At 69.0% G+C, this 15,032-nt stretch carries 13 protein-coding genes and 1 pseudogene; 4 read left to right on the forward strand and 10 right to left on the reverse strand.

The annotated features are described in order from the left end of the window. Positions 1-3: 3 nt before the first annotated feature. Positions 4-2,499, reverse strand: coding sequence for an ATP-binding protein (locus AC5L36_RS13510; protein ID WP_441215818.1), 2,496 nt, complete (start codon positions 2,497-2,499; stop codon positions 4-6). 84 nt (positions 2,500-2,583) lie between these two features. After that, positions 2,584-3,282, reverse strand: a complete 699-nt coding sequence (locus AC5L36_RS13515; protein WP_441215819.1) for an alpha/beta fold hydrolase — start codon at positions 3,280-3,282, stop codon at positions 2,584-2,586. Between the two features lie 119 nt (positions 3,283-3,401). On the opposite strand from AC5L36_RS13515, the gene AC5L36_RS13520 reads away from it, so the two are divergent. After that, a complete protein-coding gene (locus AC5L36_RS13520) occupies positions 3,402-3,740 on the forward strand; it encodes a winged helix-turn-helix transcriptional regulator (protein WP_178063181.1) in 339 nt (112 codons plus the stop codon). A 92-nt stretch (positions 3,741-3,832) separates the two neighbouring features. On the opposite strand, the pseudogene AC5L36_RS13525 reads toward AC5L36_RS13520, so the two are convergent. The 8 genes and pseudogenes from AC5L36_RS13525 to AC5L36_RS13560 all read right to left on the reverse strand — a co-directional run. After that, a pseudogene (locus AC5L36_RS13525) lies at positions 3,833-4,054 on the reverse strand (CPBP family intramembrane glutamate endopeptidase); the annotation flags it as partial. 31 nt (positions 4,055-4,085) lie between these two features. After that, positions 4,086-5,342 (reverse strand): iron-containing alcohol dehydrogenase, encoded by a 1,257-nt coding sequence (locus AC5L36_RS13530; RefSeq protein WP_441215820.1) that lies wholly within the window; start codon positions 5,340-5,342, stop codon positions 4,086-4,088. Between the two features lie 84 nt (positions 5,343-5,426). Further along, positions 5,427-6,887 carry an NAD-dependent succinate-semialdehyde dehydrogenase gene (locus AC5L36_RS13535; RefSeq protein WP_441215821.1) on the reverse strand — a complete coding sequence of 487 codons (1,461 nt, stop codon included), beginning with the start codon at positions 6,885-6,887 and terminating at the stop codon, positions 5,427-5,429. A gap of 95 nt (positions 6,888-6,982) precedes the next feature. Then, positions 6,983-8,044, reverse strand: a complete 1,062-nt coding sequence (locus AC5L36_RS13540) for an ABC transporter ATP-binding protein (RefSeq protein ID WP_441215822.1) — start codon at positions 8,042-8,044, stop codon at positions 6,983-6,985. Positions 8,045-8,058: 14 nt separating this feature from the next. Next, entirely contained in the window at positions 8,059-9,126 is a 1,068-nt protein-coding gene (locus AC5L36_RS13545; RefSeq protein ID WP_441215823.1) for an ABC transporter ATP-binding protein, read from the reverse strand. Further along, positions 9,126-10,037, reverse strand: coding sequence for a carbohydrate ABC transporter permease (locus AC5L36_RS13550; protein WP_441215824.1), 912 nt, complete (start codon positions 10,035-10,037; stop codon positions 9,126-9,128). Before AC5L36_RS13550 ends, AC5L36_RS13545 begins: the two co-directional genes overlap by 1 nt. Continuing rightward, positions 10,037-10,987, reverse strand: coding sequence for a carbohydrate ABC transporter permease (locus AC5L36_RS13555; RefSeq protein ID WP_441215825.1), 951 nt, complete (start codon positions 10,985-10,987; stop codon positions 10,037-10,039). The genes AC5L36_RS13550 and AC5L36_RS13555 overlap by 1 nt, the downstream gene beginning before the upstream one ends. Beyond that, entirely contained in the window at positions 10,984-12,402 is a 1,419-nt protein-coding gene (locus tag AC5L36_RS13560) for an extracellular solute-binding protein (RefSeq protein WP_441215826.1), read from the reverse strand. The genes AC5L36_RS13555 and AC5L36_RS13560 overlap by 4 nt, the downstream gene beginning before the upstream one ends. Positions 12,403-12,766: 364 nt before the next feature. Between AC5L36_RS13560 and AC5L36_RS13565 the strand changes: the two genes are divergently transcribed. From AC5L36_RS13565 to AC5L36_RS13575, 3 genes are all read left to right on the forward strand, one after another. After that, positions 12,767-13,510, forward strand: coding sequence for a GntR family transcriptional regulator (locus AC5L36_RS13565; RefSeq protein WP_441215827.1), 744 nt, complete (start codon positions 12,767-12,769; stop codon positions 13,508-13,510). Positions 13,511-13,593: 83 nt separating this feature from the next. Next, positions 13,594-14,163, forward strand: a complete 570-nt coding sequence (locus AC5L36_RS13570) for a DJ-1/PfpI family protein (RefSeq protein WP_155340583.1) — start codon at positions 13,594-13,596, stop codon at positions 14,161-14,163. 19 nt (positions 14,164-14,182) lie between these two features. Next, entirely contained in the window at positions 14,183-15,013 is an 831-nt protein-coding gene (locus tag AC5L36_RS13575; RefSeq protein WP_441215828.1) for an alpha/beta fold hydrolase, read from the forward strand. Positions 15,014-15,032: the final 19 nt, after the last annotated feature.

Raw genomic sequence — 15,032 nt, forward strand, 5'->3', positions numbered from 1 at the left:
GCCTCAACTCGCCTCGGCGAGCCGCCCGCACAGTGCCGCCAAGGTCTCGGGCCCGGCCCCGGCGCCCGCCGCGGCCGCCTGGGCGAACCCGTCTTCGCCCAGCGCCGCCACACCGATCCGGGTGGCTTCGTCGATCGCCCTCTGCTCGGCTGGCGGGGTGTCACGGTTGACCGACAGCAGCAACTCCCGGGCCGCGCCGATCATGGTGGCGGCGAGTGTCGGGACGCGGGTGGCCACGAGCGCGGCGTGCTGCGCCAGCATCAGGGCCGCTTCCTCCTGCGTCCGGCGGTCATGGCGCATCGCGTGCGGCAGCGTCCGCCGCAGCAGCTCGGCCGCCTCGCGGACCCGTCCGATGGCGTGCCACACCAGCGTGCGTCGTAGGTCGACGACGGCCATCGTGCGCAGGTCTTCGCCGGTATCGCCGAGCACATCGACCGCACGGTCGATCGCGGCCGACGCCGCGGCCGTGTCACCGTGCGCCAACCAGATCAGTGCGCCGGTGCTGGCGGCGGTCGCCGCGCCTCGTTGGTGTCCGGCGGACGCGAACAGCGTGGTCGCTTCTTCGGCCCGTTGCGCCGCGTTGCCGAACGAGCCGGCGTCGCGGGCGTTCTCCGCAAGGTTGTTCAAGGTGCGGGCCAGCTCGATCGGACCAGCGCCGCTGCGGCGCTTCGCGATGAGGGCGGCCGCCGTCTGTCGCTCGGCGTCGCGCAGCCGGCCGTCAAACGCCGAGCACACGCCGAGATTGTTGAGCACCCGGGCGAGCATGGCCAGGTCGCGGGCCCGGCGCGCCTGGACCAGCGCGGCTCGTAGGTGGGCGCGGGCCTGCCGCCAGTCGCGCCGTTCCAGGCCGACCCAGCCGAGGAAGAGCCGCGCCTCCGCGAGTCCGATGTGGTCGTCGGGTGCCAGGTGCGCCAATGCCTGCTCGCCGAACCGCTCGGCGGCCTCGGTGTCGCACCGCAACAGGGCCAGCCGGCCCGCGCGGACCAGTCCGGGCCCACCCATACCGGCCCGGCTGAACGCGGTCTGACCCTCGCTGTACCGCCCCGTCAGGTCGTAATGGCGGTAGAGCGCGTCCATGACCTCGGGGGTCAGCAGCGCCGGGTGATCGCGGACGGCGAACTCGACCGCGGCACGGAGATTGTCGGCATCGGCACCCGACAGCACGCGCCCGGGCGCCGGGTCATCGCACCACGCCACGACATTGGCGATGCAGCGGGCCGCGGCCGCACGCCGCACCTCCCCGCCCCAGGCGGCGGCCAGCTCCTCCACCGCGAGCTCACGGACCGCGTCGGGCAGCGTGTACCGGAACGATCCCGCGTCCTCGGCGACGTTGACGAGGTTTGTCTGCACCAACTCCTCCACCGCCGGGAGGCAGCAGTCCGCGTCGAGGTCCACGGCCGTGGCCACGGACTCGAGATCGGTCAGCCGTACCCCGCCGGGAAACGCGGCGAACCACCCGAAGACCGTCCGCGTGGTGGGTGTGACGAGCTCGAGGCTCGACTCGATGGCGCCGCGCAGCGACCGGTGCCGCTCCGGCAGGTCGACCGGCCCGCCAGCGAGGATCTGTAGTCGCCGATCGAGCCGGCTGGCGAGCTCGCGCACGCTCAACACCCGCATCCGGGCCGCGGCCAGCTCGATGGCGAGCGGCAAGCCCTCGAGGCGGCGGCAGATGTCGACCACCGCCTCGTGGTCCACGCCGCCGACCGTCCACGCCGGATTGACCGCGGCGGCACGGCGTGCGAACAGCTCGGCGGCCGCGGGGGCGGCCAGGGGCGGAAGGCGCAGCTCGCGCTCGCCGCTGACCCGCCAGGGGCGCTGGCTGGTGGCCAAGACGGTCAGCCGGGCACAACGGCGTACCAGCGAGGAAACCAGGGGTGCGGCCGCGACGGTGCGCTCGACACAGTCGAGGACGAGCAGCGCCCGCCGGTCGCGGAGCTCGGCCGCGATACGGTCCTGCACGGCCAGCCTCGACCGCCCGCCGGCACCGACCACCTGCGCGATCAGCTCGCCGAGCTGGGCCGGGTCGGTAACCGCCGCGGCCTCGAGGGTGTATATAGACAGCGGCGCTCCCACCCGGGCGGTGCTGATCATCTCCGCGACGAGCCGGGTTTTGCCTACACCAGCGGCGCCGACCACCGTAACGATCCGATGCCGCTCGCCGAGCACCAAGTCGACGAGGGTGGCAAGATGCCGCTCGCGACCGATCAGGTCACCGCGAGCCGCCTTACCCGCACCGGCGAGCGGCGGGGACGGCGCCGCCGCCCGCCCCTGCGCCGCGGCGGCGAAAGCGACGAGTTCAACCCCGTTCAACCCGAGGATTTCGGCCAGCGCCGCGACGGTGTGGCGGCGCGGACTCTTGGTCGCTCCCCGTTCGAGATCGCGCAAGGCGCGCTCGCTGAGCCCACTGCGCCGGGCCACGACGGCCTGGCTCAGGCCCACCGCCGCCCGATGGCGCAACAACAGCTCGCCGAACGCGTCCCCCGCGACGGAGTCGACCACACGAACAAGATACGTGGGTGGAGACCACGCGGGTGCGCGACCGGCAGCCATCTGACAGACGGCCCGCCGGCTAGCGGATGCACACTAGACCGCCTCGAGCAGCAGCCGGGCGAGCTCGACGGGCATGGTGATCATGCAGTCGTGGCCGGTCGGTAGCTCCCGTAGCCGGTCGCCTGCTGGGACGGGACGCCGGGTGATGCCCGCCGGCTGGCCCTTGACGCAGTGGACGTGTGTGCGTGGGATCGCGTGCGCGGCCGGGTTGTCCAGCCGGACCGGCTCTTGGAGGGACCGCGCCGGGTGGTCCGACAGCATCGAGCGCAACCAGGCGACGTCGTCGGGATCGATGACGCCGAACAAGCCGATCGGCGGCGGCTGCTCCGGCATCGGCGGAACCCGCCAGCCGTCGACGGCGAGGTCGATGAGCTGCTTGGTGATCGGAAGGACGTCGACCGCGGTCTCGCCGTCTTCGGGGACCATCGCGTCGAGGAACACCAGGTGCGCGATCCGCTGCGGGGCCCGGTTGGCAACTCCCGATATGACCATCCCGGAGTAGCTGTGCCCGACGAGCACGACGTCGTCGAGACGCTCGTCTTCGATCAGGCCGGCGACGTCGTCGATGTGGGTGCCGAGCCCGACCGCAGGGCCCAGTAGGTGTGCCTTGTCGCCGTAGCCGGTCAGCGACGGCGCGAGCACCCGGTGCCCAGCCGACTCCAGGAGCGGGACCATCCGGTCCCAGCTCCGCCCGCTGTGCCAGGCGCCGTGTACCAGTAGAAATGTGGCCATGGCCGTTTGGTTCCTCCTCGTGCCTCGGTACCGTTGGGTAACCGGAAGCATCATGATCTCCGCGACGCGCCCCCGGCAATACGGCACATTTCGGTGACCCGGTTCTCAGGAGGTAACCAGTGCAGGACCCGTGTCAGGCCCGCGAAGTCCTCGGCATCGTCGGGGACAAGTGGGCGCTGCTGATCGTGCGCATGCTCAAGGACGGGCCGCAGCGCTTCACCGAGCTCAAGCGGGCCATCGACGGCATCAGCCAGCGCATGCTCACCGTGACGCTGCGCGACCTCGAGCGCGACGGGATCCTGACGCGCACGGTCCGCGAGGTAATGCCGCCGCACGTCAGCTACGAGCTGACCACGATGGGCCGGACCCTGCGCGAGGCCACCGCGCCGCTGCTCGAGTGGAGCATCACGCACCTCCCCCACATCGACGCCGCCCGTGCGGCATACGACAACCGGTAACGACGGTCGATGCGCGGAGCGCGGCACGGAGAGGTCGCCTAGGTGACCAGGCCCTAGCGGTAGGCGTAAACCACGGCCTGGACCCGGTCGCGCACGCCGCGGCCGAGCGCGGCGCCTGCTCCTCTCCGGGCCACCTCCGTGGGCGCGCGGCGCTCGGTCCGCCGCACCACCCACGCGTACGTGAGCACGGCGATCACCGCCGTGGCCGCCCCGAAAAGCAGCGTGAGCCAGGGATTGCCGTTCACCGCGGCGACCGCCTGACCGCCGGCCAAAGCGATCGCGGCGACGGCGAGCAGCTGCTTCAACAGTCGCATGTGGACTCCTATATAGAACGGCGCGGCCGCCTCACCGCCGTCGCGGCCCGTCACTATCTCTGCTCGGAGTCAGGACGTGTCGGGTCCGGTCCCCGATCCAGGCCGCTTCGAGGATCGCGGTCAGGCTGGCGGTGTCGGTCGGGCCTGGATGGTTCTGGATCAAGCGGGTGATGCCACTGGCCATCTCCGCGAAGCGCGGGAGGTCGGCGCGTGCCACGCCGATGTCCGCCAAGGTGGTAGGGATGCCGATGTCGACAAGGAGCCCGTCGAGCCAGGTGAGGAACGTGTCCGCGGCCTCGGCATCCGAGGCGTCGGTCACGTCGAGCCCGCACACCCCGGCGAGGATGGTCAACCGGTCGCCGATGGCATCCCTGGCCGCGTCCAGCGCATAGGGCAGCAGCAGCCCGACGCCCAGGCCGTGCGGCGTGTGGGTGGCTGCGCCGATGACGTACTGGAGGGCGTGCGGGGCCGCGTTGCCCGCGTGGGAAAACGCGAGCCCGGCGAGCATGGACCCATAGGACATGTCCGCGCGTGCGTCCGTGTCGCCTCCGTCCCTGACGGCACGGCGCAAGCTGCGGGCGATCCGCTCCGCGGCTAGGAGCGCGTAGTGATCGGTGATCGGGTTGCGGCCGAGGAAGACCTGCTCCACCGGGTCGCGCGGTCCGTGAGCCCGGGGTCGCGCGGTGTAGCTCTCCACCGCGTGACAAAACGCGTCGATGCCGGAGTGGGCGGTGACGGTCGCCGGGCAGGTGTAGGTGAGCTCGGGGTCGACGATGGCGAAGTCGGGCACGATGTGGACGCTGGAGACCCCCACCTTCAGCTCGCGGTCCGGGTCGGTCAACACCGAGACCGGCGTGAGCTCGGAGCCGGTGCCTGAGGTCGTCGGGACCGCGACGAGAGGCATCGTCGGCCCCGGCACCTTCGACTCGCCGTAGAAGTCGCGCGGCGTCCCACCGTGGCGCCGGATGACGCCGACGATTTTGGCGAGGTCGATCACCGTGCCACCCCCGATGGCGAGGATCACGTCGGCGTCCACCTCCGCGGCGGCCGAGACGGCCAGGGTGACATCGGCCAGTGGCACGTCCGGAGTCGCGTCGGCAAACACCTCGACGACCTCGGCCTTCTCCCGCACGGCGGCCACGATCTCGGCCACGCCCGGCTGCCCCAGAAGAACCCGGTCGGTCACGACGAGGACTCGCGAGCCACACTCGGCCACCACTCGTGGGATGTTCTGCGCGACCCCTTCGCCCACCATCAGCTGGCGTGGTCCGCGGACGGTCTCAAGCATGTCAGTACCTCTCTGGAACGCCGGCGGCGATTTGCTGGTCGGACGTCCAGGTCACCTGCACGACCGGGACGGCGTCGAGGCCGGTCACGGTAGGTCGATCGCCGCGTAGGTGACGTCGAGGTACTCGAGGATGCCCTCGTGCGACCCCTCCTTGCCGATCCCGGACTGCTTCACGCCTCCGAACGGAGCTGACGGGTCCGAGATCAGACCACGGTTGATGCCGACCATCCCCGTCTCCAGCCCCTCGGTGAACCGGAGCGCCCGCTGGAGGTCCCGGGTGAAGACGTATCCGACCAGGCCGTGCTCGGTGTCGTTGGCCTTCGCCATCACCTCGTCGTCGGACGTGAACGAGATGATCGGCGCCACCGGGCCGAAGATCTCCGCCTCCAACATCCGCGCGTCTTCGGGCACGTCGACGAGGACCGTAGGCGGGTAGAAGTGGCCCGGCCCATCCGGACGCTCGCCGCCCACCAACACACGGGCGCCGCGATCGACCGCGTCGGCGACGAGCTCGTCGATCTTGGTGGCCGAGGCCTCGTCGATCAACGCCCCGACGTCCACGCCGTCGTCGAGACCATGGCCCACCGAAAGCGCGCCCATCCGCTCGGCGAAGCGCGCCGTGAACTCCTCGCGCACCGGCTCTTCGACGTAGATTCGGTTGGCCGCGATGCAGGACTGCCCGATGTTGCGCATCTTGGCCACCATGGCACCGTCGAGCGCGACGTCCAGGTCCGCGTCGGCACACACGATCAAGGCCGCGTTGCCGCCCAGTTCCATGGAGGTGCGCAGCACGTTGTCCGCCGCCTGTCGGAGCAGCACGCGCCCGACCTCGGTCGACCCGGTGAACGAGAGCTTGCGGGTCCGACGGTCGGCCAGCAGGGCTGAGACCACCGCGCCGGCACGCTTGGTCGTCACCACGTTGACGACGCCCGGGGGAACGCCGACCTCCTCCATGATGCGGGCCAGGAACAGCATGGTGAGTGGCGTCTGACCCGCTGGCTTGGTGATCGTCGTGCAGCCCGCCGCCAGCGCAGGAGCGATCTTGCGGGCACCCATGGCCAACGGAAAGTTCCAGGGCGTCACGAAGACGCACGGTCCGACCGGCTTCGGCACGGTGAGGATGCGATATCCGCCAGCGGGAGCGGTGTTGTAGCGCCCCTCGACGCGCACCGCCTCCTCGGCAAACCAACGGAAGAACTCGGCGCCGTAGGCCACCTCTGCCCGAGCCTCGGCGAGCGGCTTGCCCATCTCGAGCGTTATCAGCCGGGCGACCTGCTCGGATCGCTCGGTCAGTGCCCGGTACGTCGCGGTCAACAACTCGGACCGTTTTCGCGGCGGGGTCGCCGCCCACTCCGCCAGTGCCTTGCTCGCCACGTCCAGAGCGGCGAGCCCGTCGACGACGTCGGCGTCCGCCACCTCGGCGATGGTCTTGCCGGTGGCCGGGTCCTCGACGGCAAAGGTGGCTCCGCTGGCGGCGTCGCGCCAGGCGTCGCCAATCCGGAGCCGCCGGTGCTCGGGGGCCAGGACGTTCATCGGGTCACTCATCGCGTCGCCTCCTGTGATGCTTCTGGTGATGCCCAGCGAGACCTCAGCGATCGCGCCACGCGCGGCCGCATGTTGACGGCGCCGTCCCGCGCGGGTTACCTCCCGGCCTCGGACAGCGCCAGCCCGGTGCCCGCATCGAACAGGTGCGCACGGTCCAGGTCGACCGTGACGAGCAGCCGCTCGCCCGGCGTACCGGTGACGGTGGGTCGTGCCTTGACCTTGAGGATCACCGTCCCCACTCGGACGTCGACCACCGTTCGGTCACCGAGTGGCTCGAGCCCGTAGAGCTCACCCGACAACGACGCGTTCCCACGCTGCTCGACGGACAGGTCCTCGGCGCGCACGCCCAGCAGCAGCGGAAGACCGTCCTCGGCCGTGGTCCAACGGGGTCGCGGCAGCGTCCAGCCTTCCGCCCCGACCAGACGATCGCCCTCGGCGTGGCAGGCGAGCAGGCTGATCGGCGGGCTCCCGACGAAGCCTGCGACCCACTGGTTGGCTGGACGCTCGTACACCTCGGTCGGCGTTCCGACCTGTTGCACCTTCCCCTCCTTGAGGACCGCGACCTGGTCGGCCATGGACAGGGCCTCGACCTGGTCGTTGGTCACGTAGACGAAGGTTCCTCCGAGGCTCCGGTGGATGCGGGTGAGCTCGGTGCGCATCTCGACGCGGAGCTTGAGGTCGAGGTTCGTCAGCGGCTCGTCCATGAGAAACGCGCGTGGGCGACGGACCAGCGCCCGGGCCAGGGCGACACGCTGCATCTCACCGCCCGACAACTGCGCGGGACGACGCTGAAGCAGGCGTTCGATGTGCAGCAGGCTCGAGACCTGCTCGACGGCAGCGGCGATCTCGCTCGAAGAACGGCGGCGTGCCCGCAGCGGCGAAGCGATGTTCTCGTACGCCGTGTGTCGCGGGTAGAGGGCGTAGCTCTGGAAGACCATGGCCAGGTCGCGTGCGGCCGGGGTGTCAGCGGTCGCGTCCCTCCCGTCCAGATGCACCGACCCGGCGTCAAGCGTCTCAAGGCCGGCGATCGCCCGCAGGGTCGTCGTCTTGCCTGCCCCGGAGGGCCCGAGCACGACGAAGAACGAGCCGTCCGGCACGTCCAGCGTCACCCCGTCCAGGGCCTGGACCGCACCGAAGGACTTGCGCAGCCCGTGCACTGTCACGGTTCCCATCAGGCCACCAACTCTTCCGTGTTCAGGTCGTAGACCGCCGGGGTCCCGCCGGCGTGCCGCAGTCCGACCGAGGCGTCAGCGGCGAAGCGGACAGTCGTTGGCATCCGAACCCGTACGTCGCGCTGGCCGCCGTGGTCGACCACGTAGATGATCTCGTCGCCCAGCCACTCCGCCGAGACCACGCGGGCCGGGACTGAACGCTCCGCTCCTGGTTCTGTGACTTCCAGCGCCTCCGGCCGGACGCCTGCGACGAGGGAACGGTCGCGTGGCAGGCCTGGCGGTGGCGTGAGGACCAGTCCGCCCTTGCTGCGCAGCTCCCCGTCGGCCACCTCCACCTCGATCAGGTTCATCGGCGGGGAGCCGATGAACTCGGCGCAGAAAAGACTCGCCGGACGGTTGTAGACCTCCAGCGGCGTGCCGATCTGCTCGACGCGGCCTTTGTTGAGGATGGCGATTCTGTGACCGAGCGACATCGCTTCGACCTGGTCGTGGGTGACGTAGACCATCGTGGTCCCCAGCTGCCCCTGGAGGTGTTTGATCTCCGTGCGCATGTCCGCCCGCAGCTCCGCGTCCAGATTGGTCAGAGGTTCGTCCATAAGGAATGCGCGTGGACGCCGCACCAGGGCGCGAGCAAGCGCGACGCGCTGCTGCTCCCCGCCGGACAGCCGGCGCGGTCGCCGGTCCATGAGCGGACCAAGCCGCATCAGCCGGGCGGCCTCGTCGACCCGCTTGCGCACCTCCGCCTTGGGCAGTCCCTCGGCCCGCAGTGGAAACGCCAGGTTGTCGCGGGTCCTCAGATGCGGGTAGAGAGCGTAGAACTGGAACACCATGGCGATGTCGCGCTCGGCGGGCGGCAGGTCGTTGACCAGCGTGTTGCCGATGCGGATGTCGCCCGTCGTCTGCCTCTCCAGGCCGGCTATGGCGCGCAGCGTGGTCGTCTTGCCGCAACCCGAAGGGCCGAGCATCACGAACAGCTCGCCGTCGACGATGGACAGGTCCACATGGTCAACTGCGACCGTCCCGTCCGGGTAGCGCTTGTGCAGGGCGGTCACCTCGATGCCCGCCATCAGCGTCGCACCGCCCCGAGGGTCACACCGGCGACGAGGTGCTTGCGCACCAGGTAGGCAAAGACGAGCACCGGTAGGGCGAACACTACGGAGGAAGCGGCCACCAGACCCCAGTCCACAGTGGTGCCACCGATGAGGCCGGCGATGGCGGGTGGGGCCGTCCGCACGTCGTCGCTGGAGGTGAGGAAGATGGCGAACACGAACTCGTTCCACGAGAAGATGAGTGCGAAGACCGCCGTCGCGGCGATGCCGGGCACGAGCAGGGGGAGGGTAAATTTCCAGAACGCCTGCAAGCGGGTGTAGCCGTCGAGCATGGCGGCATCTTCGTACTCCGCGGGCACCTCGTCGACGAACCCCTTCATCATCCAGATCGTGAACGGGAGGTTGAACGCGGTGTAGATGAGGATCAGGCCGAGTTGGGTGTTGATGAGCCCGACTTGGCGGTACATGAGGAAGATCGGGATCACGACCACCACGGGCGGCATGAAGCGGGTGGACAGGATGAAGAACAGCTGGTCCTTCTTGGCCTTCACGGCGAGGCGTGAGTAGGCCCAGGCCGCCGGGACCCCCAGCACGGTGGCCAGCACCGTGGAGACCCCGGCGACCACGACGGAGTTGAGGAACGAGACGGACAAGCCCGAGCGACCACCGCCGGAGGAGACGAACACGTCCTTGAAATGGTCCAAAGTGACCTTGAAGTCGAAGAACTTGGCCGGGATGGCGTAGACGTCCCGGTTCTCCTTGATGGATGTTTCGATCATCCACAGGACCGGAAAGAGCATGACGACGGCCAGCACGGTCAGCAGCGCGACCTCCATCACGGAGCGGCCCCGGCTGCCAAGGCGGCGCGTAGGGGGCGGGTGATCCGGGACAGGACCTGTGGACACGGCGTCGTCGACGGAGACGGCCATTAGTTCTCCTTGAGCCTGTTCAAGTAGCGCAGGTAGAGCTGCGTGAGGATGATGACGACGAGGACCATGAGGATCCCGTACGCCGAGGCGGTGCCGGTGTTGAAGCCCAGGAAGGCGACCTTGTAGACGTGGAACGACAACGTCTCGGTGGACACCCCCGGCCCTCCGCTGGTGAGGATGTAGACGAGGTCGAACAGCCGGAAGGCCTCGATGGCCCTGAACAGCACGGCAATGAGGAGCAGCGGCCACACCAGCGGAAGAGTGATGGTGCGGAACCGGAACCACTCGGACGCCCGGTCGATCGAGGCGGCCTCGTACAAGTACTTGGGGACCGCGGTAAGGCCCGCGAGTGCGATGAGCATGATGAACGGCGTCCATTGCCAGGTGTCGACCACGATCAGGGAAAGCAATGCCGTTCGCTGCTGGGTGAGCCACTCCACCTGCCCCAGGCCGAGCGAGTCGAGCATGCTGTTGATCACGCCGAACTGCGCGTCGAGCATGAATCGCCAGAACAGCCCGACCACGACCGGCGACAGCATCATCGGAACCAGGAACAGTGTGGTCAGCAATCCTCGCCCGTGCGTGCGCCGTGAGATCAGGTAGGCGATGCCGAAACCGAGCACGGTCTGGAGGGTGACCGCACCGACCACATAGATCAACGTCGTCAAAGCCCTCTGGTGGACCTGCGCCGAAGTCAGGACGGCGGTGTAGTTCTGGAACCAGACGAGATTGGCGGGCCCTCCACGGGTGGCCGAGTAGTCGGTGAAAGACAGGTACAACGCCCACAGCAACGGGAACACCGACATCGCGAGCAACAGCAGCAGCGCGGGGGAGATGAAGGCCACGGCGAGCCAGCGGTCGCTCAATCGGCGGGACCGCCCCGGTGCAGGCGGCGCCGCAGACGCCACCTGCCCGGGGTGATCGGTCGTCAGAGGGACGAGGTCACTCACAGCCCGCCGCCGCCCTTGCGGCCGCTGTCGAGCACCTTCTGCTGCTCCTTGGCGATCTCGTCGAGCGCGTCCTTCGGACTCTTCGCGCCGTTGAGAGCCGCGTTCACGTTGGTGTTCTCAATGTCGACGAGGCGCGCGTACTCGGGCACGTTCCACATGTCCCGCAAACGCGGAACCGAGTCGGTGTACACCTTGTTGAACGGCGCGGCATTGAGGAACTCGGGCGACTCCAGGGCGTCCGTGCGCGATGGCACGCCACCGGCCGCGGCCCACATCTTCTGGATGTCAGCCTGCTCGAACCACTTCATGAAGTTCAGTGCCTCCGCCTGGTTCTTCTCGGCGGCGTAGGCCGATATGTGCATCCCCATGCCGCCGAGCGGCACCAGGTTCGTCTTCTGGGTCGGCAAGGTGGCAAAACCCAGCTTGTCGAGAATCTTCTCCCGCGAGGTGCCGAGCGTCGACTGCTTCGGGTCAAGCAGGCCGCCGCTCGCGGCGATCCATTGGAACGCGATGCATGCCTTGCCCTGGGCGACCGCCGCGTTGACCTCGTCGATGAACCAGTTGCCGGAGCCCTTGGCGGTCAGCGGCTTCATCTTGTTGACCAGGACGTCCATCGCCTCCTGCCCCGCCGCGTCGTTGAGGACGCCCTCGATCTTGCGGTCCTTGGAGTTCCAAAGGTTGCCGCCGTAGACGCCGTTGACCGTGTTGTAGGTGACGGCCGCGGCGTCGGAGCCGTTGGCCTGGTGGAAAGCCAGCCCGCTGACGCCCGGGTTGTCCGCCTGGCACTTCTCGGCGGCCGAAATCATCTCGTCCCAGGTCTGCGGTGGCTTGTCGCCGATCAGGTCCTTGCGGTAGATCATCGTCCAGGTGTCGCCGAGCAGCGGCAGGCCGTACAGGCTCGCGTTCTCGTCGCGCTGCCCGGTCTCCGCCTGGGGGAACTGGCCGTAGGCCGCCAGCAGGTACGGGTTGTAGGCCTTGACGTCGATGTTCTGCTTGACGAAGTCGGTGATGTCGAGGATGTTGCCGTTCGTCACGGCCTCGCCGATGTGTTGCGAGTCCAGGATCGCGATGTCGAAGTCGGTCTTGCGCGCGGCGAACTGGGTGAACATCGCGTCGTGCCAGTTCGCGTTCGGCACGGTGTTGACCTTGACGGTCACGTTTGGCCGAATCTTCTTGTACTCCGCGTTCGCGAAGGCTTCCAGCGCCTGGGCAGGGGGCCACTCGAACCAGACGAAGCTGAGGGTCAGCGGATCCTGGGTGAGCGTCGGGATGGTCGCCGGTGCCTTGGGGGCGCTCGCCTCCGCGCCGTCGTCCTCGCCGCCGCCGCAAGCCGCCACGGTCGTGGCCACCAGCATGGCCGCCGTCGCTAGCCGCACCCTTCGACCGAGTCGTCCTATTCGCTTTTGATGCCGCATCTTCTGGCCTGCTTTCTGGGTGGGGGACTTCTGGAGTTGCTGGGTTGGTCAGGCGTATTGCCGTGCTGTCGGAGGGCCGACCCGCAGACCGGCGTCACGAGTACGCCGCGACGTACTGGGTCTTCATGCAGTCGAGAAGTCCTTCGGTCCGTGCGCGGCCCGGTGGCGAACCGAGCAGGACGTCGAGCATGCTCATGGGAGCTTCAGGTGATCGAAGTAGAGCGCTGACAGGCTGTTCCGCGAGGTGCAGGATGGCTAGCATCCGTCACCTTTCCTATACGATCCGAGTGGGCGTCAGCATGCAGCAGCGTTGCGACCGATGTCAACAGGTTCGCGAAGACGCTAGAAGGGACCTCACGACACGATGGACGACGAAGCGATGATCGCGCGGGGCCGTGGGGCCGTGACGGGCGGAATGCCGCCGGGAAGATCTCGCGGCCGGCTTGCCGACGAGGTGTACGACACGCTGCTCGGACAGCTGATGTCGCTACGGATCGAGCCCGGCTCCCGCGTCACGATCGACGTCCTGGCGCGAGAGCTGGGGGTCTCGCAGACGCCGATCCGAGACGCTCTGAACCGCATGGAGGCCGAGGGCCTCGTCGTGCGTGTGCCCCATGCTGGCTACCGCATTCCCCCCCAGATCACCCACCGCCGATTCGAGGACATGCTCGAGGTCCGCCTGCTCCTCGAGCCGGCGGCGGCCCGCAGATCCGCCGAACGCGCAACCTTGGAGCAGGTGGCCGGTCTGCAACGACTGCTGGAGGAGATGGCGGAGCTGGAGGGGGGCACCGGGCTCATGGCCTATGGCGCCTTCGGGCTACGCGACGCCGCTTTCCACGATCTCATCGCCCTGAGCGCGGAGAACCAGGTCATCCGCGAGGCGCTCGCTCGCCTGCACGCGCACGTGCACCTGTTCCGGCTTCTCCACGACACCCAGGTCACCCACTTGGCCATGGCCGAGCACGAAGAAATTCTGGCCGCGATCGCCGCGCGTGACCCCGACGCCGCCGCCTACGCCATGCGCCGGCACATCCTGCGGTCCGGCGACCGGTTCCGACGATTGTTCGACGAGGTCAAGACCGCGGACGGAGTGGCGGTAGAGGCTTGACGGGCGGCCTGGGCCGAGGAATGCTAACGCAATCGGATCGGATTGGATCCACCTCACCCGGCCCCAGACGCGAGGAGAAGCAGGTGCCCAGAGCGCTGCTCCTGACCGGCGACGCCGCCGAGGAGCTCGACACCATGTATCCCTACTATCGCGTGCAGGAGGGCGGCTGGGACGTTGACGTCTCGTCACGGACGATGCGCGACGTGCAGCTGGTCATCCACGAGTTCGACCCCAACTCCGATGCCTACGTGGAGAAGAACGGCCGAAAGTTGCCGGTCGACGTGCCCTGGGCCGAGGTCGACGTCGAGCGCTACGACGCCCTCATCATCCCCGGGGGTCGTGCCCCCGAGTGGATCCGGGTCGACGCCGACGTCCGGCGCATCACCGAGCACTTCTTCGCGCGCGACCTCCCGATCGCGCTGGTGTGCCACGGCGCGCAGGTGCCAGCGGTGTACGGGCTGCTGAAGGGTCGAAAGACGGCGTGCTTCCCGCCCATCACCGGCGACATGGAGAACGCGGGCGCGACGGTCATCGACGCTCCCGACGTCGTGGACGGCAACCTCGTCTCCTGCCGGGGGTGGCCGGACATGCCGCAGTTCGGCAGGGCGATGATGGAGCTCTTTTCGAAGTCCGTCAACTCCGCATCGGCATGAGCACACCTGACCTGCCCCGGTGACGGCGCTTCGGACCGTCACAGTCGACGGCTCCCCCGTCCACGTCCTGGAGAGCGGCACCGGGCCCGCGGTCCTGATGCTGCACGGCTCCGGACCCGGCACCACCGGGTCCGGCGCCTGGGCAACGACGGCGCAGGCGCTGGGCACGTCGTGGCACCTGGTGGCTCCTGACCAGGCGGGGTTCGGCCGTACACCAATCCCGGCGGGCTCCAGGGGTGGGCTCCGGCTGTGGACGGAGCAGGCCGCGGGCCTGATGGATGCTCTCGGTGTCGAGCACTACGCCGTGGTGGGTCACTCCATGGGCGGTGCCGTGGCGCTGGCGTTGGCGGCCGCGCGTCCCGAGCAGGTCACCCGTGTCGTGGCGGTCTCGACGATGGGCGCCCCCGGAGCGCCGCTGTCCGCCGATCTCGACGCGATCTGGGCCGCCCCCGCCGGCCCGCTCGGGGCACGAGACATGTTGAGTCGCCTCGTCTTCGACCAATCGCTCGTGACCGAGTCTGCCGTCGACGCCCGTGCAGCTGCGATGCGAGCGGGGGCGGCCGCGTTCGCGTCGTTGTTCCCTCCACCTAGGGCACGGTGGGCCGACGATCTCGCCCTCTCGGCGCAAACGCTGGCTGGGGTCCGCGCGCCCGTGCTGCTCATCCACGGCGCCGAGGACCGAGTCACCCCGATCGGGACGGCAGCCCTGCCCCTGCTCGAACACCTGGCCCAGGTCCGTCTGTACGTGTTCGACCGATGCGGGCACGTGCCGGCGATCGAGCACCCGCACGACTTCAGGCGGCTCCTGTCGTGCTTCCTCCGCCAGGAGCTGACGAACGGACGCGGATGAGGAGTTCGCGGTCGCCGTA

The sequence above is a fragment of the Phytohabitans sp. LZ39 genome (assembly GCF_059359075.1).